Raw genomic sequence first — 22,641 nt, 5'->3', positions numbered from 1 at the left:
TGCTGCCCTACCCCGTCGGTCTAGATCAGGCCGCAGGCGATCATCAACTCAACACTGTCTAGGCTCACGCTGACGGGCGAGATGGGCCCTGGCTTCGACCAAACGAACCGCTGCTGTGCGTTTCTTGTGATTTATTATCCGTCTGCTCGACGTAGCCTCTTCAGGGGCTTAGGCTGTGCGTATGTCCAGTGCGAAACCCGAGCCCTCCGGCAGCCTTCTTGACGACCTCGCGCCCGTCCTTCGGGGCTATGCGAGAGTGAGCACCGACGGTCAGACGCTCGGGCCGCAGCTGGAGCAGCTCCGGGCGGCTGGAGCGACCAGGCTCTACCGCGAGACGGCCTCGGGGGCGAAGCGCGACCGTGCGCAGCTCGCCAAGCTCCTCAAGGACGTGCAGCCAGGTGACGTGGTGCTGGTGACGCGGCTCGACCGGTTGGCGCGCTCCACGCGGGATCTCCTGAATGTGCTGGGCAGCCTAGCCGATAAGGGGGCCATGTTCCGTTCGCTGGCCGATCCCTGGGCGGACACCACTACGCCACATGGGCGGCTCATGCTAACGGTGCTGGCTGGCCTAGCGGAGTTCGAGCGCGAGCTGATCCGGGCGAGGACGGGCGAGGGCCGGGCCCGGGCCAAGGCCGAAGGTCGCAAGATGGGCCGGCCCTACAAGCTCACACCTCACCAGCAGCAGGAAGCTCGCCGAAGGCACGAGGCCGGCGAGAGCCTGTCAGCCATAGCCCGGAGCTACAACGTCCACCATGCGACGATCTCGCGCCTCTATGCGGGTGGTGAGGTGGCAGGGTGAGCCGTGAGCCCGAGCAGCTCTACCTTCTGGACTGGCTCGCGGCCCAACCACCCGCGCCCGCACCCATCGTGCCAGTGCTGGCACCTCATCCCAATCCGGCCAGCCCCGCTCCTCTCCTCCTCACCCGCGTGGACCCCTCCTGCAACATGCGCCGGTTCTACAGCCTGGCGCTCGTCACCAGCCTCTTTGGCGAGCATGGAGTGGTGCGCCAGTGGGGCCGGATCGGGAGCCAAGGGAAACGGCAGACAGACTGGCATGCGAGCCCCGAGGACGCCGTGGCCGAGTTGGAGGGGATGGCCCGGCACAAGCGGCGGCGAGGATATCGGTAGGTCTCAGGGCGAACCGGCAAGACCGCCCTAAGGAGGAGTGAATAGCTCAGCGTCAGCGAGGGCAGTCCGGCAGGCTGAGCAGGTTGTTCGGTGGGAAGCCATCGCCCTCAGTAGTGAGATAATCGCGCCTCGAAGTGGGATGCTGCTTCACGATGACCCAAACCGAGCGGCCCTGCGCGGTAGTCCAGAAGCGGTGCGAGCCGTCCTTGATAAAGCGGATCACGTTATCAATGCTGTCGTTCCACCCTGGTCCGCCCAGCCTATCAATACGCCGATCCGCATCGGCGCCATCGCGCTTGATGCAAGTCACCTGATAGTCAGCCATTACACATCTTCCTAATCCAGCGTGCCAGACAAAGATTAGATAGAACGTAAAGGGAACACAAGGCGATCAACATAGCTCTGTCAGTGTCAGTGAGGAGCTGTAAAGTTTCCCGTGCAGGACAGCAGCTCGGTCTCGGATGCAGCTTGGTGCCGCTGTCTGGGTCGTAGCCGCTCGAGCGTGGACGATAGGCGCTCCTCTGTTCGGCCCGCGCTAGAGTCACCGGCTTCCCACCACTACTTTGACAGGCGAGCCGCAAGCCTCTTGACCCGTCCCTTGGGGCCACCCCGATAGGAGTGGGGCTCCCTATCGGATGAGGTGACCCATGACCCTAACCCGCCGCAACCTGAGCCCCTCACAGGCCGCCAGGCACCTGGGCGTGACTGTTAAAGCGCTCCGGCTCTACGAGAGCCGAGGCCTGATCGTGCCCGGCCGGAACGCAGCCGGCTGGCGGGTCTATAGTCCCGCAGACATGACCCGGGCGGCCGAGGTGGTCGCGTTGCGCCAGCTGGGGCTCAGCCTCGCTCAGATCGAACGCGCAGTCGCGGGCGAGAAAGGTGACCTGGACGCCGGTCTCGCCTTCCACGAAGGCTTGCTGTGCGATCAGGCGCGGCGCACGGCCGAGGCGCTCGAGCGGGTGCGCTCGCTCCGCGCCGATCTGCATCGCGGGCAGAGGCCCACAGCCGCCGACCTTCGCCTCGCGCTTAGAGGTGAGGATGAGGACGCCCTCGGGGACGCCCCGCTTTCAGTGGGTTTCGAGCTACCCTGGCCCTGGGGTGGCGAGTGGTTCGAGCTGCGGAACCTCGGACGGCTCACCTTCGTCACAGGCCCCTTGGGCAGCGGCAAGACGCGCCTTTGCGAGCGACTAGCAGAGAGCCTGCCTGACGCAGGCTTCCTCCCGCTTGGCCGCTTGGCGGACCCCACGATCTCAGAACGTATTCAGGGGCGCCTCGCGGCAGATCCTGCATTGGCTGGGCGGGTCGAGCGCACTCTGGCCTGGCTGGTGGGGGACGGCGCAGAGCGATCCGACGCCCTCGTTGCGCTGGTCGTGGCGCTGGAGGAGGACGCGCCGTCCGTCCTCGTCGTGGACATGGTCGAGGAGGGGCTAGGAGAAGGGACGCAAGAAGCCCTGATAGCGCACTTACGGCTGAGGTCGCTGGCCAAGCGGGCGCTCCTCCTGATGACGCGCTCCACCTCAATCCTCGATCTCGACGCGGTGGGGGCAAACGAGGCGATAATCTTCTGCCCCGCCAGCCACGCGCCTCCCTTCCGTGTCGTGCCTCATCCCAGGAGCGAGGGCTATGAGGCCGTCGCCACCTGCCTTGCAGCTCCCACCGTGCGGGCCCGGACAGCCGGCGTCGTCGCAGCGGAACCGAGATCTGGACCCAGATAATCGTCGTCGCGAATGCCGGAACGGTGGACGCCCTTTCTTCGCGAAACTCACGAGAAGTCCGCAGTCCGACGTGAAAGCCGACCTCTGAAGCGGCCTCCCGTCCCCCAACAGGCTCGGTTAGAGCAGTCACCCCATGGTGGGCATGACGAACTCCGGGTCCGAGCGGACGCCTGTGGGCCAGCGCGTTGTGATGGTCTTGAGGCGCGTGTAGAAGCGCACGCCCTCGGCCCCGTGCATGTGATGGTCGCCGAACAGCGACTGCTTCCAGCCGCCGAACGAGTGGAAGGCCATCGGTACCGGGATCGGGACGTTGACGCCGACCATGCCGACCTCAATGTCGTGGGCGAAAGAGCGCGCGGCGTCGCCGTCGCGGGTGAAAACCGCCACGCCGTTGGCGTAGTCGTGTTTGTGAATCAGGTCCACGGCGTCGGCGTAGGACTTAGCGCGGACAACCGACAGGACGGGGCCGAAGATCTCCTCCTTCCAGATCGTCATCTCGGGCGTCACTTCGTCGATGAGCGTGCCGCCGATGAAGTAGCCGTCCTCGTATCCCTGGCGGTCCATGCGAAACCTGCGGCCGTCGACGACGATCTTCGCGCCCTCGGCCTCGCCGGCGTCGACGTAGCCGCGCACGCGCGCGAGGTGCTGCGCGGTGACCAGCGGCCCCATGTCCGAGGAGCGGTCGGCGGCGGGGCCGACCTTCAGCGCCTCGATCTTGGGGACGAGCTTGGCGATCAGCGCGTCGGCCACCTTGTCGGTCACGGGCACCGCCACGGAGATGGCCATGCAGCGCTCGCCGGCGGAGCCGTAGGCCGCGCCCATGAGGGCGTTGGCCGCCATGTCGAGGTCGGCGTCGGGCAGGATCACCATGTGGTTCTTGGCGCCGCCGAGCGCCTGGACGCGCTTCCCGTTCTTGGTACCGGTCTCGTAGATGTATCGCGCGATCGGGGTGGAGCCGACGAAGCTCACGGCCTTGACGTCCGGGTGCGCCAGGAGGGCGTCGACCGCCTCCTTGTCACCCTGGACCACGTTGAACACGCCCTTGGGCAACCCGGCCTCAGCAAGCCACTCGGCGATGAGGAGGGACGCGGAGGGGTCGCGCTCGGAGGGCTTCAGGATGAAGCAGTTGCCGCAGGCAAGCGCCACGGGGAACATCCACATCGGCACCATGGCCGGGAAGTTGAAGGGCGTGATGCCGGCGACGACGCCGAGCGGCTGGCGCAGCGAGTGGCTGTCGACGGCGGTCCCGACGTTCTCGGTGATCTCGCCTTTGAGGAGGTGGGGCGCGCCCACGGCGAACTCGACCACCTCGAGGCCCCGCGTCACTTCGCCCACGGCGTCGTCGTGGGTCTTGCCGTGCTCGGCCGAGATGGCCTCGGCGAGGCGGTCGGCACGCTCCCATAGGATGGACTTGAAGCGGTCGAGGATGCGGGCGCGGCGCAGCGCGGGCGTGCGGGCCCAGGCCGGCCAAGCCGCCCTCGCCGACGCCACGGCCCGGTTGACTTCCTCGGTCGAGGCTAGGGCCACGGTCCGCTCGCTCTGCCCGGTGGCAGGGTTCCAGACCGGCTGGCTGCGGCCCGAGGTGCCGGCGACGCGGGCGTTGTCTATGTAGTGGGCGATCTGGGTCATGGGGTCCTCCAAGCTGGGCTTGGTATCGCCTATGCGATCGTGCATAGAAATCGCCAGGATCGGCGACCCGCTATGCAAGGACGGTGATCGTGGACTGGGACGATGCCCGCTACTTCCTGGCCGTGGCCCGCGAGGGCCAGATGCTTGGCGCGGCCCGGCGGCTCGGCGTCAGCCAGGCGCTCCTCAGCCGCCGCATGGCGTCGTTCGAGCGGGCGGTCGGCGCGCGGCTCCTCGATCGCGGCACGCGTGGCTGCACTGTGACCGAGGACGGCCGGGCCATGCTCGAGTCGGCCGAGCGCGTCGAGGCCGAGATGCTGGCCGGCATCGCCCAGGTCCAGGGACGCGAGGACGAGGTCTGTGGCACCGTCCGCATCGGCGCACCTGACGGCTTCGGCAGCGCCTTCCTGGCGCCGCGCCTCCAACGACTCATCACAGCCTATCCCAGCCTCCGGGTCCAGCTCGTCCCCGTCCCGCGCAGCTTCTCGCTGTCCCAGCGCGAGGCAGACGTCGCGGTGATGGTGGGCCGGCCGGAGAAGGGGCGCCTCCGCGTCCGCCGCCTCACCGACTACGGCCTCTCGCTCTATGCCGCGACGGGCTACCTCGATCAGGCGGGTCGGCCGACGACGCTCGCGGACCTTCGGGATCACGTGCTGGTGGGCTACGTCGAGGACCTGATCTACACGCCCGAGCTGAACTACTCGGGCGAGATGCTGCGCGATTGGCGCTCGACCATCGAGGTCTCGACGGCCATCGGCCAGTTCGAGGCAGTGCGCTCGGGCGCCGGGATTGGCATCCTGCACGACTTCATGGCGGCCGGGCAGCCGGACCTCGTCCGCCTCTTCCCCGAGCGCACGCTGACCCGGACCTACTGGACCGTCTGGCACGAGGCCATGCGGGTAGAGCGCCGCGTGCAGGTGGTCGTGGACTTCATGGACCGGCTTGTGCGTGACGACCGGCCCCTCTTCCGCCGCGAATGAGGTAAGCGGCTCCTCAACACGCCGTGGCGCCGGACGAGGCCCTGGTGGCCCTCAGCGCACCGGGTTGGTGTAGCTCATCCGCCGCACGCTCCCAGTCTTGCTCCGCATCAGGACGGTCTCGACGGTGATCGACTCGGGGGTCCGCTTCACGCCGGGGAGGAGCGAGCCGTCCGTCACGCCCGTGGCGGCGAAGGTGACGTCGCCGGTCACCATGTCGTCGCGGGTATAGACCCGGTCGAGGTTGGTGATGCCGGCCTTCGAGGCCCGCCCGCGCTCGTCGTCGTTGCGAAAGAGGAGCTTGCCGAAGATCTGCCCGCCCATGCACTTGAGCGCGGCGGCCGCGAGCACCCCCTCGGGCGCGCCGCCCGAGCCCATGTACATGTCGATGCCGGTCTTGGCGGGCTCGGCGCAGTGCATGACGCCCGCGACGTCGCCGTCGGTGATGAGGCGGACCTTGGCCCCTGTGGCGCGAACCTCGGCGATCATCTCCTTGTGCCGGTCGCGGTCGAGGATGCAGACCGAGACGTCACGGGTGGACACGCCCTTGGCCGAGGCCAGGGCCGAGACGCGCTCGGAAGGGCTCATGGCGAGCGTAACCACGCCGCGCTTGTAGCCGGGGCCGACGGCGAGCTTCTCCATGTACACGTCGGGGGCGTGGAGGAGCGTGCCGCGCGGGGCCATGGCCACAACCGCGAGCGCGTTGGGCATGTCGCGGGCGGTGAGGGTCGTGCCCTCTAGGGGGTCCAGTGCGATGTCGACGGCGGGGCCCTGGCCGGTGCCCACCTCCTCGCCGATGAAGAGCATGGGGGCCTCGTCGCGCTCGCCCTCGCCGATCACGACGACGCCCTTGATGTCGAGCATGTTGAGCTGGCGACGCATCCCGTCCACGGCGGCCTGGTCGGCGGCCTTCTCGTCGCCGCGGCCGATGAAGTCGGCGCAGGCGATCGCGGCGGCCTCGGAAACCCGGGCCAGGCCCAGGGACAGCATGCGGTCGGAGAAGTCGGGGGGAAAGGAGGTGGGCATCGCGGTCCTCTGGATCGTCATTGAGGTGCACCCCTGGCGCCCCATGTGAACGGCCTCACGCGTCCCGCTCCACGATCCAGGCGTGCTCCGGGTCGCCCTGGAACCGCCAGGCCCGCCGCGGCCCCGCCATCACGTTGAGGTAATAGAGCTCGAACCCGTAGGGCGCGCCGCAGGGGTGGTGGCCCTTGGGAACCAGCGTCACGTCCCCGTCCCGCACCGCCATCGTCTCGTCGAGCGAGCCGTCCTCCGTGTAGACTCTTTGGACCGCCCACCCTGCCGAGGGCTTGAGGCGGTGGTAGTAGGTCTCCTCCAGGTAGGTGATCCGCGGGAAGTCGTCCTCGTCGTGCCGGTGGCTCGGGTAGCTCGACCAGTGCCCCGCCGGTGTGAACACCTCGGTCACGAGGAGCGAGTCCGCCACGTCGCGCCCCTCCATGGCGATGTTGTTGACGTAGCGGGTGTTCGTGCCCTTGCCGCGGGGGGTGAGCTCGATCCCATCCGGCCCCAGCCGCTGCGCGCGATGCCTGCCGGTGCCGGGGGCGCGGCAGGCTGCAAGGGTGCAGTTCGTCGTAGCAGTGGCCTCCCAGGAGGCGCCAGGCGGCAGATACAGCGCGTGCGGGGGCGTACGGTCCCACAGGTCCATCCGCTCGCCCATCTCGCCCCAGTCCTGGCCGGCGCCGGTCAGGCGAGCGCGCCCCTCGATTAGGACGAGGATCGTCTCATCGGTAGGCACGAGGTCGCTGGCGCGCTCCCCTGGGGTGAGGTGCCAAAGGGAGAACCCCACGTAGCCCCAGCCGGCGTTCGCCGACGTGACATGCTGGACGCGGCCCGTCTCGCCCATTGGCTTCCGGAGCAGGTGGCTCACGACCGGAATCCCGGATGTCGCCGCGCCCGGCCCATCAGTTGAAGGTCCGCTGGCGCAAGGCGTTCGCGTTGTAGCGCTCGCGAGCCGCTTCGAGCCGCTCGGGCCCGCCGGCCTGAGGCACGGCCACGTCCCACCAGGCGCCGCCGACGCCAAGGCCGGGGACCGCGTCGGTGTCGATCACGATCACCGTCGGGACTGGGCGCCCCCGCGCCGCGACGATCTCGGCCTCGAGGGACGGGATGCCGTCCGCCTTGACCGCGTGGGCCCCCATCGAGCGGGCGTGGGCCACGAAGTCGATCTCGGGCTGCTCCTCGACCAGGCTGTCCTTGTACATGTTGTTGAACTCGGCACCGCCGCATTCGATCTGGAGGCGGTTGATGCAGCCGTAGCCCCGGTTGTCGGTCAGTACGACCGTGAAGGGGATGCGGCGCATGACGGCGGTGGCGAGCTCGCTGTTCGCCATCATGTAGCTGCCGTCACCGACGAAGCAGACCACCTCCTTCTGGGGCGCGGCGATCTTGATCCCCATGGCGCCCGCGACCTCGTAGCCCATACAGGAGTAGCCGTACTCCATGTGGTAGCCGCCGGGGGCCGCCTGCCAGAGCACCTGGAGCGCGCCCGGCATGGTGCCGGCCGCGCACATGACCACGGTCTCGGGCGTCGCCACGCGCTGCACGGCGCCGATGACCTGCGCGTCGGTGGGCAGCGCATTGGCGTCCGGGGGGGGCGCGGCCGTGACCCCTCCTACGGCCTCCAGCCAGCGGGCCTTGGAGGGGCCCGCGTCGCCGTCGAAGCGCAGGCCCCCCAGCGCCGCGGACAGGGCCTCGATTGCCAGGCGCGCGTCGGCGAGGAGCGGGACAGCCAAGTGCTTGTGGGCGTCGTAGGGGTGAAGGTTGATCGACACCAGCCGCCGCTCGGGCTGGCCGAAGAGCGACCATGAGGCCGTGGTGAAGTCCTGGAAGCGCGTGCCAATCCCGACCACGAGGTCTGCGCCCTCGCAGGCCTCGTTGGCGCAGTCCGAGCCCGTCACGCCCGGCGAGCCCAAGTTCATGGGGTGCCCGGCGGCGAGGCCCCCCTTGCCGGCCTGCGTCTCGACCACGGGCACGTTGTGGGCTTGCGCGAAGGCCGCGAGCGCCGCCTCGGCCCCGGAGTAGAGCACCCCGCCCCCCGACACGATCACCGGGCGCGAGGCCCGGGCGAACATCTCGGCCACCTCGGCGATCTCGGTCGGGTCAGGCTGTGCCCGGGGAATGCGCCAGGTCTTCTGCTCGAAGAAGGTGACAGGGTAGTCGAACGTCTCGGCCTGCACGTCCTGGCAGAAGGCGAGCGTCACGGGGCCGCAGTTGGCAGGGTCCGTCAGCACGCGCATGGCACGGGGCAGGGCGGTCAGGAGGTGCTCGGGTCGCGCGATGCGGTCGAAGTAGCGGCTCACGGGGCGGAAGCAGTCGTTGGCCGAAACCGTGCCGTCGTCGAAGTCCTCGATCTGCTGGAGGACCGGGTCGGGGCGTCGGTTGGCGAAGACGTCGCCGGGGATGAGCAGCACCGGCAGGCGGTTGACGTGCGCGAGCGCGGCGGCCGTGACCATGTTGGTGGCGCCGGGGCCGATCGAGGAGGTGACGGCCATCGCCTTCCGACGGCGCATGGTCTTGGCGTAGGCGATGGCGGCATGCGCCATGGTCTGCTCGTTCTGACCGCGCCAGGTGGGAAGCGCCGCGCCGATGCCGTGGAGCGCCTCGCCGATCCCCGCCACGTTGCCGTGCCCGAAGATGGCCCAAACCCCTTCGATGAAGCGCTCGCCGTCGTCGGTCATCTGGATGGACAGCCAGCGCATCATGGCCTGGGCGGCCGTCAGACGGATCGTATCGTGCATCTCACATCCCTCCCGCGGCCCGCTGGCCTACGTCCTTGTTGCGCCCGACGCGCGTGTCCGCGCCCCTTTGGGCATCCCAGACCGAGCACAGTCCGGCGAAGCGACGGGCCATCTCGTCCACGGCGCCCGTGTCGCCGCGCTCGCCCTTGAACCACGCGCGGGCCACCTGGCCGAAGATGGTGCGGCCGACCGCGAAGCCCTTCACGAGGGGCTGGCGGGCGGCCAGCGCAAAACTCTCGGCTAGGCTCTCGGGCGAGCCGTCGAGGCCCAGCACGACCACGCCCCGGACGTGCGGGTCGTGGCGCAGGATCGCCGCACAGACGTTGTCCCACGCGGCCTCGGTCCTGAACGGCTCCAGCTTCCACCAGTCGGGGTGGAGGCCAAGGCCGTAGATGCGGTCGATGATGCGCGCCGTCGTGTCGTCGTCGACGGGGCCGACCTTCGACGGGATCACCTCCAGAAGCACCTCCAAGCGGTTGCGCCGAGCGGCGGCGAAGAGCCGCGCGAGGGTCGCCTCCTGATCGGCCCACAGGGCCTCGTCGTCCTCGGGGTGACAGAAGCACAGCACCTTCACGACATGCTCCAGGGGCCACTCCGAGAGCCCGCCGAAGTCCGGTCCCACCTCCGGCTCCAGCCGGAGCGGCCGCGAGCCCGGCCACTCCACGGGCCGCCCGATCCAGAGGCCGGTGCCGGCCGCCCTGTGCAGGGCGTCGCTGCCCAGGCGGTTGTCGCAAAGGAGGCCGTAGCCGGGGCGGCCCGCGGCGACCCTTTGCACCGCGTCGAGGCAGAGGAGCTTGAAGCCGCCAATCCGCTCGAGTGTGGCCCCTTCCATCTCTTCCATCTGCATCCGGTGGTCGAAGGCGAAGACGCGCATCGTGTCCCAGCTGCCATGCCGGTTCGTGCTCCAGTGGAGCTGCTCGAGTTCCGCGTCCTTGCGCAGTGCGGGCGTGGTCACGCCCCGGTCGAGGAACCACTGGAGCTCGGTCAGCGACGGGTAGGCCGGCGTGCAGCCGTGGCGGGAGACGGCAAAGGCGCCGCAGGCGTTGGCGTACTTGAGCGCCACGGGCCAGGGCTCGTCGTCGAGCCAGCCCTTCAGCAGCCCGGACATGAAGCCATCGCCGGCCCCCAGCACGTTGAACACCTCGATCGGGAAGCCCGGGCCGGTCTGCCCGCTCTCCCAGCCGTCGACGGGGCCCGTGAAGGCCACCGCCCCCGCCGCGCCGCGCTTGCAGACCAGGGTGGCCGGGGACACGGCCCGCACCGCGCGCAGCGCCTCCAGCGTGTCGGTGGAGCCGCCGGCGATGTGGAACTCCTCCTCGGTGCCCACGATCAGGTCGAAGAGGGGGAGATGCGCCATGAGCTTGGCCGTCACCTCCGCCGACTCGATGAACCGCGACTCGCCCTCGCCGTGCCCCGCCAGCCCCCAGAGGTTCGGCCGATAGTCGATGTCGAGCGCCGTCCGCGCCCCCGTCTCGCGCGCCACCCGCAGCGCCTTGAGCACCGCGGCCTCGGTCCGCGGGTGGCTCAGGTGGGTGCCGGTGGCGACGACCGAGCGGGCCTCACCGATGAAGGACGGGTCGATGTCGTCCTCGCACAGCGCCATGTCGGCGCAGTCGGTGCGGTAGAAGATGAGCGGGAACGACTCCTTGTCGCGGATGCCGAGGATCACCAGCGCCGTCAGCCGCTCGGGGTCCGTCACCACGCCCCGCACGTCCACGCCCTCGCGCGCCAGCTCCTCGCGGATGAAGCGCCCCATGTGCTCGTCGCCCACGCGGGTGATGAGCGCGCTCCTCAGCCCGAGCCGCGCCGTCCCCGCCGCCATGTTGGTGGGGCTGCCGCCGATGTACTTCTGGAACGACCCCATGTCCTCCAGGCGGCCGCCCACCTGCGAGCCGTAGAGGTCCACCGACGAGCGGCCGATGGTGATGACGTCGAGAGGCTTCATGTCGTTCGTTCCAGCTTAAAAGGCGTGTCCACTGCTGACGGTCCTGCGCCACGTTCAGGCGTACAGGCGATCTCGACGGGGTGAGGGCTCAGCTCGTGGTCGGTCGTGCTCCAGGGTCCTTGGTCGAACCAGCGGCAGGCGGGCGCCGGCGCTGGCCCCCTCAACGGCTAATCGTCGCCTGGAGCGCGTCGATGGACGACCGGACGCCCGCGTCGGTGGACATGGTGAAATCCTCCATCTCGAGGCTCACCCATCCGTCGTAGCCCATCATGCTCACTACCGAGAAGAACTCCTTCCACCACTGCAGGTCGCGCCCCGCCCCGACAGCGACGTAGTTCCACGCCCGGTTGGCGACGTCCGTCACCTCGCGCGTCTCCAGGAGGCCGTTGACGTCGGCCACCCCCCGCTCGATGCGCGTATCCTTGCCGTGGCAGTGGTGGATCGCCCCCTTGAGCGCGCGCGCCGAGGCGATGGGATCCGCTCCCATCCACATCAGGTGCGAGGGGTCGAGGTTCATGCCAACCTTGGGTCCCACGGCGTTCCGCAGGCGGAACAGCGTCTCGGGGTTCCAAACCAGCATGGCGGAGAAGTTCTCGAGCGCGAAGCGCTCCACCCCCACCTCGTCCGCCAGCTGCACGAGCCCCTGCCAGTAAGGGATGGCGCAGTCCTCCCACTGGTAGCGGTCGCGCTCGGGCATCTCGTCGGGCCAGCTCTTGGTGTAGACGAGCCAGTTCGGGACGGTGTCGCCGGGCGCCGCGGCGGGCAGGCCGGACATGGTGACGACGGTCTTGACGCCGATCTCGCCCGCCAGGCGGACGGTGTCCTCGATCTCCCGGCGGTGCCGCTCGCCCATCGGCCCGGGGTCGAGCGGGTTGGCCGAGCAGTTGAGCGCGGCAATGTGGAGCCCACGTGCCTCGACCTCCCTAATCGCAGCCTTGAGCGCGCCGCGGTCGGCCAGGAGACGGTCGGCACGGAAGTGCGGCCCCTTGGACCAGCCCCCGCCGGTCATCTCGACCCCCTCGACGCCAAGCTCGACGCAGCGGTCGAGCATCGCGGTGAAGGACAGGTCGCTCAGGACGTCGGTGCAGAGGGAGAGCTTCATCAGGTCGGTTCTCTTCCGAGGGTTGGGCGCGCCGGGGACCCGGCTCGCCCTTGTGCGGCGGCTTCAAGCCGCCGCGGCGATCGGCGTCCCGTAGAGCGCGGGCTTGCCGCGCATCCGAACGGGCTCCAGGCGCCCGCTGTCGACGGCGCGCAGCGCGGCGTCGGCCACCAGCGTCGCGGCATAGCCGTCCCAAGTGCTGGGGCCCGTGGCCGTGCCGGCGCGGGCCGCGACGATCCACTCGCGGAACTCCTGGTCGTAGGCCTCGATGAACCGCTCGCGCCAGTCCTCGGGGATGGCTTGGCGAATGCCGTGGCGGTCGCTGACCACCGGGGCGGGGCGGTTCGGAAGGGCGGCGATCCCATCTTCACAGCTCACCTCGCCGCGGATGTCGTAGCCGTAGCCGACGTTGACCGAGATCTCGACGCTGACGATCGCGCCCGCGGCCGTGTGCAGCAGCACGAGGGTCGGGTCGCGCAGGTCGCCTCCCCGTGACGAGCGGCGGGGCACTCGCACCTCCACGCCCGTGATCTCGTCGGAGAGCAGCCAGCGCGAGATATCCGCGTCGTGCACCAGCGTGTCGTTGAGCGGCATCTCGGACGTGTAGAGCCCCGCGGGCACCGAGGCGTTGCGGTGCACCGAACGGTAGAGGAGCGGCGCGCCGAGCGAGCCCGCGTCGATGACGGCCTTGAGGCGGCGGTAGTCGGCGTCGAACCGGCGCATGAAGCCGACCTGCACGAGGCGGCGCCCGAAGGCCGTTTCGGCCTCCATGACGCGCAGCGCGGCGGCCTCCGAGGTCACGAGCGGCTTCTCGCAGAAGACGGGCTTGCCGGCCGCGATGCAGCCGAGGAGCTGCTCCTCGTGGGCGGGCCCCCAGGAGCAGATCACCACCGCCTCGACCGCGTCGGACGCGATCAGGGCCTGGGGCGTGTCATGAACCTTGGCCCCCTGGGGCGCGGCGGCCTCGGCGCGGCTCCGGTCGATATCGTTGACCGCCACGACCTCCGCGCCCGACAGTACCTGGGTCAGTCGGCGGATGTGGTCCTGTCCGATCATCCCGGTGCCGAGAACTCCGATGCGAAGGCTCACTTCGTCCCCCAGTACTGATCGACGTAGCGCTGCATCTCAGCGCGCATGAAGGTGCCCGACTGGTCGGCCTTGTCCTCCCAAGCGAAGACGCAGGCGGTCATGATGCCGTCGAAGCCGACCTCGGCGAGCGTGCGGAAGAAGTCGTCCCAGGGCACCTCGCCCTGGCCGATGTTGAGGTGCTGGTGGACGCGCGCCTGAGTGCCCGGCGGGTTCAGGATGTAGCGCAGCCCCGACGAGGCTTTGTGGTTGAAGGTGTCGCCCACGTGGACATGGGCGAGCACGTCCGCGCACTCGCGCAGCATCGCCACCGTGTCGTCGCCGAAGTAGAAGGTGTGCGGCGCACAGTAGAGGAACTTGACGCGCGGGCTGTTCACCGTGCGGATGATGTCTACAGCCGGCTGGATCGTCTCGCACCAGTCCTCGGGGTGAGGCTCGATGTGCAGCGTGACCTTTTCGCGTTCGAGGATCGGCACGATCTCCTCCATCGAGCGCCACCAGGCGTCCTCGCAGGCCTCGATCATGCTGCCCGTGTGGCAGCAATAGCAGGACCCTTTGTCCGGGTGCGGGCCGCGCCCGAACTCGGAGTTCATGGTGTCCACCTCCATCTCGACCGCGATCTCGATGGCGCGCTTCCAGTGGCGCACGGCGGCTTGGCGCTCGGCCTCATCGTTGGAGGCCCAGCGGTACATGGGCAGGAGCGAGGCGATGCGGACGTTCTCGGCGGCCAGCGCCTGCTTGAACGCCCTGATCCGCTCGGGAAACACGCGCGGCGCCTTGAACCACTCGAGGAAGTCCCCGCGCGGGCTCATCTCGATCCAGTCGTAGCCGAGCTCGCGGACCTTGCGCGGCAGCTCCTCCAGCGACAGGTGACGGTGCATGAAGGGGTCGAGGGCAATCTTCATCGGGGAGGTCCTTCGCCTGGCGGCGTCGTGAGGGGGGAGGGTGCCACCCGGCGCCCTGGGGTCAGGCCACGGTCGACGCGCGAGCGCCCTCGGCGTCCATCACGCCTTGGGTCTCGACGTCGAGGTTGGCGAGCGACTCGCCTCCGGCCATGAGATCCGTGATCTCCTCGCGGGTCTTCTCGCCCTTGCGGAAGTTCGCGGCCAGCGCGCCGCGGATCAGCACGGCGAAGTGGTCCCCCACGGCCATCGCGTGGGTCACCTGGTGGGTGATGAAGATCACCGCGAGGCCGCGCCTGCGGGCCTCCAGGACGATGCGCAGCACGTGGGAGGCCTGCTTGACGCCCAACGCAGCCGTGGGCTCGTCGAGAATCAGCAGGCGTGCGCCGAAGTGCACCGCGCGGGCGATAGCGAGGCTCTGGCGCTCGCCCCCGGACATGCCGCCCACCAGGCGGTCACCGTCGTCGATCCGCGTGATGCCGAAGCCCTGGATGGCTTTGACCGCGACTTCGTTGGCCGTGGCCCGGTCGTACACCCGAAGCGGCCCCCAGCGCTTGGTGGGCTCGCGGCCGACGAAGAAGCAGCGCCCGACGCTCATCAAGGGGAAGGTGCCGCCAAATTGGTGAACGGTGGCGACCCCCATATCCGAGGCCTCGCGGGGGGAGGCGAAAACCACCGGCTTGCCGTCCATTAGGACCGTGCCGGAGGTGGGCTTGTGCACGCCCGACAGGGTCTTGATGAGGGTAGACTTGCCCGCCCCGTTGTCGCCCAGGAGGCACAGGACCTCACCCGCGCCTACCTTCAGCGAGATGTCGTGGAGCACGTCGACGGGTCCGAAGGACTTATTGACGCCGCGCAGCTCGATGATCGGGGTAGCCATCACTTCGCCTTCCTCGGGCTGTAGTTGAGCGCCGCCTTGCGGAACGTGTTGTTGAGGAGCACCGCGAGCAGCAGGAGCACGCCGATGATCAGCGACGCCCAGTTAGCGTCGAAGCCCGTGTAGAAGATGCCCTGGTTGACGATAGCGAAGGTGATCGTGCCAAAGACGATGCCGATCACCGAGCCGAAGCCCCCGGTCAGCAGCACCCCTCCGATCACCACGGAGATGATCGAATTGAAGATGAACGACTGTCCCGTGGAGACCTGCGCCGAGTTATAAAGGATTGCCTGAGAGACGCCGACAAAGGCGGCCGCGAAGCCCGAGCCCATGAAGAGCTGGATGACCAGGCGGTCGATGGGGATGCCCTCGTTGCGGGCCGAGACCTTGTCGCCGCCGAGCGCGAAGACCCAGTTGCCCCAGCGCGAGACGTGCAGGAGGAACCCCACGACCGCGATGGCCAGGAGCCACCACAGGATGGTGACCTGGAAGATGCCGGCGATGAACTGACCCAGGATGGCCTTGCCCACTGGGCCCGCCTGGATTGGCACGCCGGTCGAGCCTGTGATGATGACGCTGAGTCCGAGGGTGAGGCCCGCGACGGCGAAGAGGCTGCCCAGCGTGACGATCAGCGACGGCACGCCTGTGCGGATCACGAGGACTCCGTTGATGAGACCCACGAGGAGGCCGAGCCCCAGGGCTGCGGCGACGCCGAGGATCAGGGGCAGCTCGAAGGTGCCCGAGACGATGGCCACCGTCATGGAGGCCGCCGGGATCACCGAGCCGATGGAGATGTCGAGCTCGCCCGCGATCATCAGAAGGCCGACGGGGAGCGCGACGATGCCGATCTCGGAGGCGACGTTGAGCCAGCTCGCGGTGCCTCCGGCGCTGACGAAGTTGATGCCGCCGAAGACGGCGAAGAACGCGAACACGATGACCATGCCGAGGAACGAGCCCATCTCGGGCCGGCGCGCCAACGCGCCGAACGAGAGGCCGCCGGCCGGTCGCGGGGCAGGCTGCACGCCTGTGCGGTTGAAGGTATCGGACATGGGAGCCTCCCGAAGCGTGATCCTGATCGCGGCGTGGCGCCGCACCGCCGGTATTGACCGCTTGGCCGCGACCGGCCCAATAGGGGCAGCGCCTGAGGGCCGGTCGGATCGGTCGGTCTAAGGGTCGGGCCGCCTGCGTCAGCGAGTGCCGGACTGCACGCCTGCCAGAGTCGCCTCGACGTTGGACGCATCGACAATGCCGGGGCCGGTCAGGATCTGCCGGGTGGGGACGGTGAGCCCGTAGTTGACGTGGTTGTTGAGCAGCGACACCGCGAGGAAGCCTTGCAGGTAGCCCTGCTGGTCGATGGCGAAGAGCTGCGCGCCCGACGAGATGTTGTCGAGGATCGTCTGGTCCATGTTGAAGCCGCCGAGCTGCACCCGGCCTGCCGCGCCGGCCTGCGTGATGGCGATAGAGGCCGAGTTCGCGTCCACGTTGCCGATCGTGTAGAGGCCCGTCACGTCCGGGTTCTGAAGCAGGTGCGCCTTGACGGCCTGGCTCACGGCAGTGGGGTTGCCAAAGCTCGTCATAGGCAGTGGCAGTTCTTCGGCCGTGCCGCCTGCGGCGGTGACGCCCTCGGCCAAGCCCGCGCACTGCGCCTGGAGGTTGGCGGCGCCCGGCAGGGTGTTGACGCACACGACGTTGGTAACGCCGGCCTGCGCGAAGTACTCGCCCGCCGCCTTGCCGGCGAGGAAGTCGTCGGAGCCGATGTAGTTCAGCGCACCCAGGCGATCGGCGGCCTCGAGGCCGCCCGCGTTGTAGAGGATGAGTGGGATGTCGGCCTCGACCACCGCGGCGAAGGCCTCATCCATCGACTCGGGAACCCAATTCGGGCCGACGATGGCGTCGGCGCCCTGGCTGATGGCCGTGCGGATGAGGTCGGCGGCGTCCGCGCCGAGGTTGTCGTAGTTCTGCGGTCCGAGCCACGTCACCGAGCCGCCCTGGGCCTCGACGATCTGGCCCGCGTCCTCGGCGCCGCGCTTGACGATGCTCCAGAACGGGTCGTCGGCCTTGCCGCCGATGACGAAGATGTCGGCCCCCGTCTGGGAGTCGTCCTGTGCCAGAGCTGCGGTGCCCGCACCGATGAGCGCGGTCGAGAGCAGCGCGGCGATGCGCGTTATGTAGGTCATGCTGTTCTCCTCCCCGTCTCGCCAAACCGCGAGCTCTTCTTGGGTGATCCGATCCATATCTTTCTTCGTGATATCTGTGAAGATAGGTATATCTTCTCTAGTGACTTTATCGCATATCATATCATCTCAAAATGAGATGAAGGAGGGGTCATGAAGCGCCCGACTATCCCGGACTTGGCACAGGCGGCTGGCGTCAGCGTGGCTACCATCAACCGCGTTCTGAACGGCTCGACTCCTGTCCGCACCTCGACGATCCAGCGCGTCCAGGAAGCGGCCGGTCAGATCGGCTTCCACGGCCTGGGCGTCATCAATGCCCGTACGCACGCGTCGCTGCCCCGCCACCGCTTCGCGTTTCTGCTTCAGCAGTCGAGCCGCGCGCTCTACCAGCTTTTCGCCCAGCGTATCCGTGAGGCGGCCGCGCAGCGACGAGACCGGGTGATCGAACCCATGATCGAGTTCGCCGACGACCTAGCGCCCGAGCACATCGCCGCGCGGCTCAGGGCGCTGGGCAAGAGCTGCGACGCGGTCGCCGTGATCGCGGCCGACCACCCGTTGATAGGACAGGCCATCCAGGCGCTCAGGGCCGAGGCGACGCCCGTCGTGGCCTACATTACCGACCAGTCCGCCCCCGACCGCGCGGGTTACGTCGGCACCGACAACTGGAAGCTCGGGCGGACCGCCGCCTGGTTCATCGCCCAAACCGCCCGCGGGCCGGGCCGGGTCGCGGTGTTCATCGGCAACCACCGCTACCAGTGCCAGGACGTCGCCGACGCGAGCTTCCGGTCGTACATGCGAGAGAACTCGGGCGACCTCGTCGTCGAGGACAGCCGCCTCACGCACGAGGAGCCTCGGGAGGCTCACCAGATCGTTTCCCGGCTTCTGGAGGAGAAGGACGACCTAGTCGGCATCTACATCGCCGGCGGCGGCATCTCGGGCGTCCTAAGGGCGCTGCGCGAGAGTCCGGAGGACCGGCGCCGCGCGGTCCGCCTCGTGTGCCGCGACATGGGCCCCGAGACGCGCAAGGGCTTGGCGGAGGGCCTCGTCACGGCAGCGCTGTGCCATCCGTTGGAGCAGACCTCGAGCCAGCTCGTGCAGACTATGCTCGACGCGCTGGAACAGGCGGGGCACGGCGCCATCTTGCAGCGCACGATCCCCTTCGAAATCGTCACGCCGGAAAGCATCTGACGGAGGAACAACGAGGGGAGGCAGACATACGGCTTTGAGGCGGCCACAAGTACTCCTCCACCGTAGCGTGCAGTGCCGCGAAGGTCCCGTTTGCCTCGATCGGTTTCGAGCCTCGACCTCGGTGGCTTCGCATAAAGCTTGAATAGCGCGAAGCGGAGGGAAGGACGCTTACCGCTGGTCAGCTCCTTTCGATCCGAGGCGCCTGGAAGGGGCAGGCAGGAGCTTGGGCCGCTGTGGTTCCGTCAAAGCCTGTCCTCGGCGCGTACACACTTGCAGGAAGCTTTGACCGGTCCACTGCAGCATCCGAATTCGGCAAGTATAAGCACAAAACCACATTAGTGGGTTTACTGTTTTCCACCTTCCAGCTCTGCCGTACGTCGTTCGATGAAGGCGATGATCTCGGCTGTCATCTTTGTGTCGGCCAAGGCGCACGCAGCCTTGAAGCGACTATGTAGCCGCTTGGGCAAGTCGATCGACATACGATGGAGAGGGCCTTCGGCCCCTGGAACTGCGGGCTTGTCCTTGCCCCTGCCCTTGTCAATAAATGCTGCCTGCTCAGCGGTTAGAGCGGGCGGCTTTGGAGCCGCGCTGAACTTTGGTTTTGCTGCCATTTTTCACCCATGCTCCGACTTCACTCACCAGTGCCTCAATTTCGCGAGCGGCCGGGCTGTCCGGCGCATACTCGAAGATTGACTGACCGACCGTGAGACTCTCTGCAAATGGCACCCGCTGAAGAACTTCGCTCTGAAGTATGGGGAAGCCTTGCTCTGCTGCCATATCCCGTATTTCACGACCAATAACTGTCTGGCCGATCTTACGGGAAACCACAAAACCACATTTAAGGGTTGGCTTGATCGTCTGTGCTTCTTGCACTTGACCAACCGTCTCGACGGCTGCCCAAGTCGAGAGCCCTGACGGCTCAATCGGGATCAGGACTACGTCTGATGCTATGATGACTCCGCGGGCGATCTTCTGCGCCCGAGGCGGACCGTCGATGACGGTGTGTGCAAAGTCAGCCGCGATCTGGAGAGCATCCCGAGCCATGTTGTCTCGTGCCATGCCGACGACCTGAAAGGGCGTTTCTTCGCGCAGCGATGCCCAAGCCGACGCGCTTCCTTGCTCGTCGGCATCGATAAGGAGAACGCGGGAAGAGCGGGCAAGAGCCGCAGCCACGTTGATGCTCAGCGTGCTCTTACCCACGCCGCCCTTCTGATTGATGAACGAGAGGATCATGGGTTCCAGCTTTCCATGTTCTCCACATACCCACATTTCATCTTGATGCTTGGTCTTGATGCTAACCTGGGGCAGGTTCCTGATAGGCGTTGCCTGCCCGCCACGTCTCCGGCACGATAGTGTGAACCGCCGATGGGACTCGCCCGTCGCGTGCAAGAGCAACCCAGGGGGAGCAGCAGCTCAAAAAATACGAAGACCCGCCAGGGGCGGGCCTCATATCCGGCGGAGACGCCAGGAAAGCTGTGACTGTGACAAGCTCAGCTTCCCATGTCTTCCTCGGCTTTCGCAAGAGGTTTCTTGCCATGGCGGAGCCTTGCCTGAGCACAAGTGTGTGCTAGGGCCACGGCTCCCTCATGTGTGGCCCTGCCCTTGTCGGCTCCCCACGAGCTGAGAGAGGGACTACAAGAGATGATGAAGGCAATTGGGGCGGTCCTGGGCGGACCTGTTTCCCTTGGCGGCGCCCGTGCGGGCCGCCATCCGGTGCGGCGCGGCTCGCGCCTCGTGGGCACGTGCGAGGGCGCGTGGTGGCGCCGTACGGACCGCCAAGAGGTGCGGCGCGTGGTGCTGGCAGCCAAGCGCTATGAACTCGCGGGGCGGGCGCCTGGGCGCCGGGGTGGTCCCTTAGGGCATGTCGGGCTTGAGGTGCTGGAGCTCTTGGCCAACCTGGTGAGCTTTCGCTCGGGGCGGCTGGAGCCCGCCATCACCTACCTCATGCAGCGACTCAAGCGATCCAAGGATGCGGTGGTGCGGGCGCTGGCGGCCTTGCGCGAGCATGGCTTCCTCGACTGGCTACGCCGGCATGAGCGCGTGGAGTTGGTGGACGGGCCCGGGCCACGGGTGCGCCAAGTCAGCAACGCCTACCGGCTTTCTTTGCCACCCAGGGCAGCGCGGCTGCTAGGCCACCTCTTGTCCGACCCGCCGCTGCCCGAGGACGTCGTGCAGGAGCGGGAGGACCGGGCAGCTTGGCTGCGGGAGCACAAGGCGGGGCTGCCCCTCTCGGAGCTGCCCTTGGTGGAGGTCGACGACGACCGGCTGGCGCGGGTGCTGGGCGAACTCGGCCGTGCCGTGGAGGCGCGCACCCGCGCGGCTCGCAGCACCCAGGCCGATCGGGATCAACGGCGCGGCGACGAGGTGTTCTCTTGAGAGGAGCGCGAGTCCGCCAAGCAGGGAGAACACAAAGCTAAAGATTTTTAAGGCAAAGCTAGAATGAGCTGAGAAGCAAGAGAGCGTCTCGCGTCGAGCGCTCGCACCGGACCCGGCCAGGGGACCGCTGGGGGAGCCGTCCCGATCCCTGTTCCCGGAGCCGCCGTCGCGAGGCCCCGGGCAGCCGGAGGCGTCGGTCCTGCAAGGGCGGCGCGAATCGCAACGGGACCGCAGCCACGCGCAGCCGCAGGAATCAGAGCGAAGCAGCGGGCCGACGATGAAGCGAGCCTAGCGATGACCCATCCTTCGCGGGACCGAGGCCGGAGGCGACCCACGCCCCTCTGGCTAGAGCCAAACAACCCAAGCTGCAGCCAAGCTTCCTTTTGCGCCTGTTCGGCCGCTCCTGACCCAAAGCGGGGTCAAGGGGGTGGTGCGGGCGCAGCCCCGCAGGGGCGAGCCACGGCCCCTTGAGGCGGCCCTGGGTCTCTCACGCTTTCGCCTGTTCTTTGGGATACAGGCATCCCAAAGGACTGCCCCGCGGCGAGCGTCCTTTCTTCTTTGTCACGAGGCGCTCGCCTAGTTCCGCGCGTCTGCCCGGAACAGGCAGGCGGCGGGGTATCTCTCGCTGGCCTCGTACCAGGTGCCGCCTGTGGCGTGGCAGGTGATCGGGGCCTGCGCCACGGCGCGTGGCACCGCGAAGGCCAGGAGCAGAATGAGCGCGAGCGGAATGCCCGTCACCACGGCCCAGGGGTGGGTGCGCCAGCGGCCCCGACGCGCCTCCTCGCGGTCCATGGCACGCAGGCGCTCGCGCAGCAGCGCCTTGCCGCCGCCCAGCTCCTCCAACAGGCCTACGAGCCTCGTCAGGCTGGGCAGGAGGATCTTGCCGACAGCATCAGTGGTGGCGGTGCTGGCAAGGGCGGCCACGCGATCGGGAGAGGTGTTGGCCTCCACGCTATCACGCGCTTGCATCTCCACCAGACGGTCGAGGACCTCGGTTTGCCGGTCCATCCGCTCGGAAAGACTGGCCACCACTTGGCTCAGCAGGTCGAGGGTCTCGCGCAGCTCCGCGTCGAGAGAAGAGGGCGGGCCTGGAGGGGACATGGGCGTGAGATCTAGCGAGGTAAGGAGCTGGTGACGGGCGGCATGAGACGGGCCTCCTGATGGGGAGCGGGACTGGTGGCGGAGATCCCAGGACCCAAGCTCGCGCTGGCCATCTCTTCGGCCTCACCTGCCTCGCCTTGTGCCCCGTCCTGTGCTCCATCGTCCGGCACCGCATCCCCTGGCGTCCACCCCTCGAAGGCGCGGCGGTCCTGCTCGCGGGGGAGGTTGCGCACGAGCCGGTCGAGCATGGCGGCCGCGCTCGCATCCCGCCCCGCCAAATCAACTAGGGCGCCGCCCAAGATCACCTTGCGCCGGGTGTCGAGCTTGCGGGCTTCTGTGGCCGCTCGGTTCCTCAGCGCCTGGAGCCTGGCCTTCGCTTGGGCGTACCGCTTTTCCGCGCGTTCCAGCTCTGTCTCGGTCATGGCGCACTCTCCTCAGATGACACTGGTCCGGACGAACACTCTCCCCTAGGTTGCGGATTGAGACAACCCCGGAGGCGTGATGCCTGGGCCCGCCGAACAAGGTGAGAAGGGCGCACTTATGCAAACCCTGCGGGTTTGCGTGCGGTCTCCCGGGGCCAACGCTGCGCTCGCCCCCGCCGACGGCGTCCCCGTCCGCCGCTGCGCACCGGAGCAGGAGGGCCCTCCGGCCCTCCCGCACCCTCTCCGGCCACCCTGCGCGGGTGGATC

General features: G+C 68.2%; 21 protein-coding genes. 6 read left to right on the top strand and 15 right to left on the bottom strand.

Features of this window, described 5'->3' with window-relative positions:
* Positions 1-181: 181 nt before the first annotated feature.
* Together FHG66_RS18905 and FHG66_RS22020 are read left to right on the top strand one after the other, a co-directional pair.
* Complete coding sequence (locus FHG66_RS18905) at positions 182-799, top strand: recombinase family protein (RefSeq protein WP_139078610.1); 618 nt, start codon at positions 182-184, stop codon at positions 797-799.
* Positions 796-1,128, top strand: a complete 333-nt coding sequence (locus FHG66_RS22020; RefSeq protein WP_218013911.1) for a WGR domain-containing protein — start codon at positions 796-798, stop codon at positions 1,126-1,128. Before FHG66_RS18905 ends, FHG66_RS22020 begins: the two co-directional genes overlap by 4 nt.
* Before the next feature lie 52 nt (positions 1,129-1,180).
* Here the strand turns inward: FHG66_RS22020 and FHG66_RS18895 are convergent, their stop codons facing one another.
* Positions 1,181-1,453, bottom strand: coding sequence for a DUF3892 domain-containing protein (locus FHG66_RS18895; RefSeq protein WP_139078609.1), 273 nt, complete (start codon positions 1,451-1,453; stop codon positions 1,181-1,183).
* 322 nt (positions 1,454-1,775) lie between these two features.
* On the opposite strand from FHG66_RS18895, the gene FHG66_RS18890 reads away from it, so the two are divergent.
* Entirely contained in the window at positions 1,776-2,843 is a 1,068-nt protein-coding gene (locus tag FHG66_RS18890) for a MerR family transcriptional regulator (protein ID WP_139078608.1), read from the top strand.
* A gap of 126 nt (positions 2,844-2,969) precedes the next feature.
* On the opposite strand, the gene FHG66_RS18885 is transcribed toward FHG66_RS18890, so the two are convergent.
* The gene (locus FHG66_RS18885) at positions 2,970-4,472 is read right to left on the bottom strand and encodes a CoA-acylating methylmalonate-semialdehyde dehydrogenase (RefSeq protein WP_139078607.1); all 1,503 of its coding nucleotides are present in this window, start codon (positions 4,470-4,472) and stop codon (positions 2,970-2,972) included.
* 89 nt (positions 4,473-4,561) lie between these two features.
* On the opposite strand from FHG66_RS18885, the gene FHG66_RS18880 reads away from it, so the two are divergent.
* A complete protein-coding gene (locus tag FHG66_RS18880; protein ID WP_139078606.1) occupies positions 4,562-5,449 on the top strand; it encodes a LysR family transcriptional regulator in 888 nt (295 codons plus the stop codon).
* A 51-nt stretch (positions 5,450-5,500) separates the two neighbouring features.
* Here the strand turns inward: FHG66_RS18880 and glpX are convergent, their stop codons facing one another.
* The 10 genes from glpX to FHG66_RS18830 form a co-directional block, all read right to left on the bottom strand.
* On the bottom strand, positions 5,501-6,493 hold the full coding sequence (glpX, locus tag FHG66_RS18875) for a class II fructose-bisphosphatase (protein ID WP_425471762.1): 993 nt from the start codon (positions 6,491-6,493) through the stop codon (positions 5,501-5,503).
* A 34-nt stretch (positions 6,494-6,527) separates the two neighbouring features.
* Positions 6,528-7,334, bottom strand: a complete 807-nt coding sequence (iolB, locus tag FHG66_RS18870; protein ID WP_139078605.1) for a 5-deoxy-glucuronate isomerase — start codon at positions 7,332-7,334, stop codon at positions 6,528-6,530.
* 34 nt (positions 7,335-7,368) lie between these two features.
* Positions 7,369-9,204 (bottom strand): 3D-(3,5/4)-trihydroxycyclohexane-1,2-dione acylhydrolase (decyclizing), encoded by a 1,836-nt coding sequence (gene iolD / locus FHG66_RS18865; RefSeq protein WP_139078604.1) that lies wholly within the window; start codon positions 9,202-9,204, stop codon positions 7,369-7,371.
* A 1-nt stretch (position 9,205) separates the two neighbouring features.
* On the bottom strand, positions 9,206-11,149 hold the full coding sequence (locus FHG66_RS18860; RefSeq protein ID WP_139078603.1) for a bifunctional 5-dehydro-2-deoxygluconokinase/5-dehydro-2-deoxyphosphogluconate aldolase: 1,944 nt from the start codon (positions 11,147-11,149) through the stop codon (positions 9,206-9,208).
* 160 nt (positions 11,150-11,309) lie between these two features.
* Complete coding sequence (locus FHG66_RS18855) at positions 11,310-12,251, bottom strand: sugar phosphate isomerase/epimerase family protein (protein WP_139078602.1); 942 nt, start codon at positions 12,249-12,251, stop codon at positions 11,310-11,312.
* Positions 12,252-12,314: 63 nt separating this feature from the next.
* Entirely contained in the window at positions 12,315-13,337 is a 1,023-nt protein-coding gene (locus FHG66_RS18850; protein WP_139078601.1) for a Gfo/Idh/MocA family oxidoreductase, read from the bottom strand.
* A complete protein-coding gene (locus tag FHG66_RS18845) occupies positions 13,334-14,239 on the bottom strand; it encodes a sugar phosphate isomerase/epimerase family protein (protein ID WP_139078600.1) in 906 nt (301 codons plus the stop codon). The genes FHG66_RS18850 and FHG66_RS18845 overlap by 4 nt, the downstream gene beginning before the upstream one ends.
* Positions 14,240-14,300: 61 nt before the next feature.
* Complete coding sequence (locus FHG66_RS18840; RefSeq protein ID WP_139078599.1) at positions 14,301-15,116, bottom strand: ATP-binding cassette domain-containing protein; 816 nt, start codon at positions 15,114-15,116, stop codon at positions 14,301-14,303.
* A complete protein-coding gene (locus tag FHG66_RS18835; protein ID WP_139078598.1) occupies positions 15,116-16,162 on the bottom strand; it encodes an ABC transporter permease in 1,047 nt (348 codons plus the stop codon). Before FHG66_RS18835 ends, FHG66_RS18840 begins: the two co-directional genes overlap by 1 nt.
* A 138-nt stretch (positions 16,163-16,300) precedes the next feature.
* Complete coding sequence (locus FHG66_RS18830; protein WP_139078597.1) at positions 16,301-17,290, bottom strand: sugar ABC transporter substrate-binding protein; 990 nt, start codon at positions 17,288-17,290, stop codon at positions 16,301-16,303.
* A gap of 150 nt (positions 17,291-17,440) precedes the next feature.
* On the opposite strand from FHG66_RS18830, the gene FHG66_RS18825 reads away from it, so the two are divergent.
* Positions 17,441-18,475, top strand: coding sequence for a LacI family DNA-binding transcriptional regulator (locus FHG66_RS18825; RefSeq protein WP_139078596.1), 1,035 nt, complete (start codon positions 17,441-17,443; stop codon positions 18,473-18,475).
* 555 nt (positions 18,476-19,030) lie between these two features.
* Here the strand turns inward: FHG66_RS18825 and parA are convergent.
* Positions 19,031-19,708: a ParA family partition ATPase gene (gene parA, locus FHG66_RS18820; protein WP_139078595.1), complete on the bottom strand. Its 678-nt coding sequence runs from the start codon at positions 19,706-19,708 to the stop codon at positions 19,031-19,033.
* A 408-nt stretch (positions 19,709-20,116) separates the two neighbouring features.
* Here parA and FHG66_RS18815 point away from each other — a divergent pair, with 408 nt between their 5' ends.
* On the top strand, positions 20,117-20,851 hold the full coding sequence (locus FHG66_RS18815) for a helix-turn-helix domain-containing protein (protein WP_139078594.1): 735 nt from the start codon (positions 20,117-20,119) through the stop codon (positions 20,849-20,851).
* Positions 20,852-21,427: 576 nt separating this feature from the next.
* Here the strand turns inward: FHG66_RS18815 and FHG66_RS18810 are convergent.
* Complete coding sequence (locus FHG66_RS18810; RefSeq protein ID WP_139078593.1) at positions 21,428-21,952, bottom strand: hypothetical protein; 525 nt, start codon at positions 21,950-21,952, stop codon at positions 21,428-21,430.
* 11 nt (positions 21,953-21,963) lie between these two features.
* Entirely contained in the window at positions 21,964-22,374 is a 411-nt protein-coding gene (locus tag FHG66_RS22465; protein WP_246082684.1) for a hypothetical protein, read from the bottom strand.
* Between the last annotated feature and the right edge of the window lie 267 nt (positions 22,375-22,641).

The organism is Rubellimicrobium rubrum (genome assembly GCF_006152115.1).
GTDB lineage: Bacteria > Pseudomonadota > Alphaproteobacteria > Rhodobacterales > Rhodobacteraceae > Rubellimicrobium > Rubellimicrobium rubrum.
The sequence above is the reverse complement of the archived record's forward strand: the minus strand, read 5'-3'. Positions and strand labels throughout refer to the sequence as shown.

Coding starts and splice junctions, on each gene's coding strand:
- FHG66_RS18860 (WP_139078603.1), bottom strand. CDS start 11,149: ATGAAGCCTCTCGACGTCATCACCATCGGCCGCTCGTCGGTGGACCTC.
- FHG66_RS18895 (WP_139078609.1), bottom strand. CDS start 1,453: ATGGCTGACTATCAGGTGACTTGCATCAAGCGCGATGGCGCCGATGCG.
- FHG66_RS18905 (WP_139078610.1), top strand. CDS start 182: ATGTCCAGTGCGAAACCCGAGCCCTCCGGCAGCCTTCTTGACGACCTC.
- FHG66_RS18825 (WP_139078596.1), top strand. CDS start 17,441: ATGAAGCGCCCGACTATCCCGGACTTGGCACAGGCGGCTGGCGTCAGC.
- iolD (WP_139078604.1), bottom strand. CDS start 9,204: ATGCACGATACGATCCGTCTGACGGCCGCCCAGGCCATGATGCGCTGG.
- FHG66_RS18830 (WP_139078597.1), bottom strand. CDS start 17,290: ATGACCTACATAACGCGCATCGCCGCGCTGCTCTCGACCGCGCTCATC.
- FHG66_RS22465 (WP_246082684.1), bottom strand. CDS start 22,374: ATGACCGAGACAGAGCTGGAACGCGCGGAAAAGCGGTACGCCCAAGCG.
- FHG66_RS18810 (WP_139078593.1), bottom strand. CDS start 21,952: ATGTCCCCTCCAGGCCCGCCCTCTTCTCTCGACGCGGAGCTGCGCGAG.
- FHG66_RS18835 (WP_139078598.1), bottom strand. CDS start 16,162: ATGTCCGATACCTTCAACCGCACAGGCGTGCAGCCTGCCCCGCGACCG.
- FHG66_RS18890 (WP_139078608.1), top strand. CDS start 1,776: ATGACCCTAACCCGCCGCAACCTGAGCCCCTCACAGGCCGCCAGGCAC.
- parA (WP_139078595.1), bottom strand. CDS start 19,708: ATGATCCTCTCGTTCATCAATCAGAAGGGCGGCGTGGGTAAGAGCACG.
- glpX (WP_425471762.1), bottom strand. CDS start 6,493: ATGACGATCCAGAGGACCGCGATGCCCACCTCCTTTCCCCCCGACTTC.
- FHG66_RS18845 (WP_139078600.1), bottom strand. CDS start 14,239: ATGAAGATTGCCCTCGACCCCTTCATGCACCGTCACCTGTCGCTGGAG.
- FHG66_RS18815 (WP_139078594.1), top strand. CDS start 20,117: ATGATGAAGGCAATTGGGGCGGTCCTGGGCGGACCTGTTTCCCTTGGC.
- FHG66_RS18855 (WP_139078602.1), bottom strand. CDS start 12,251: ATGAAGCTCTCCCTCTGCACCGACGTCCTGAGCGACCTGTCCTTCACC.
- FHG66_RS18885 (WP_139078607.1), bottom strand. CDS start 4,472: ATGACCCAGATCGCCCACTACATAGACAACGCCCGCGTCGCCGGCACC.
- FHG66_RS18840 (WP_139078599.1), bottom strand. CDS start 15,116: ATGGCTACCCCGATCATCGAGCTGCGCGGCGTCAATAAGTCCTTCGGA.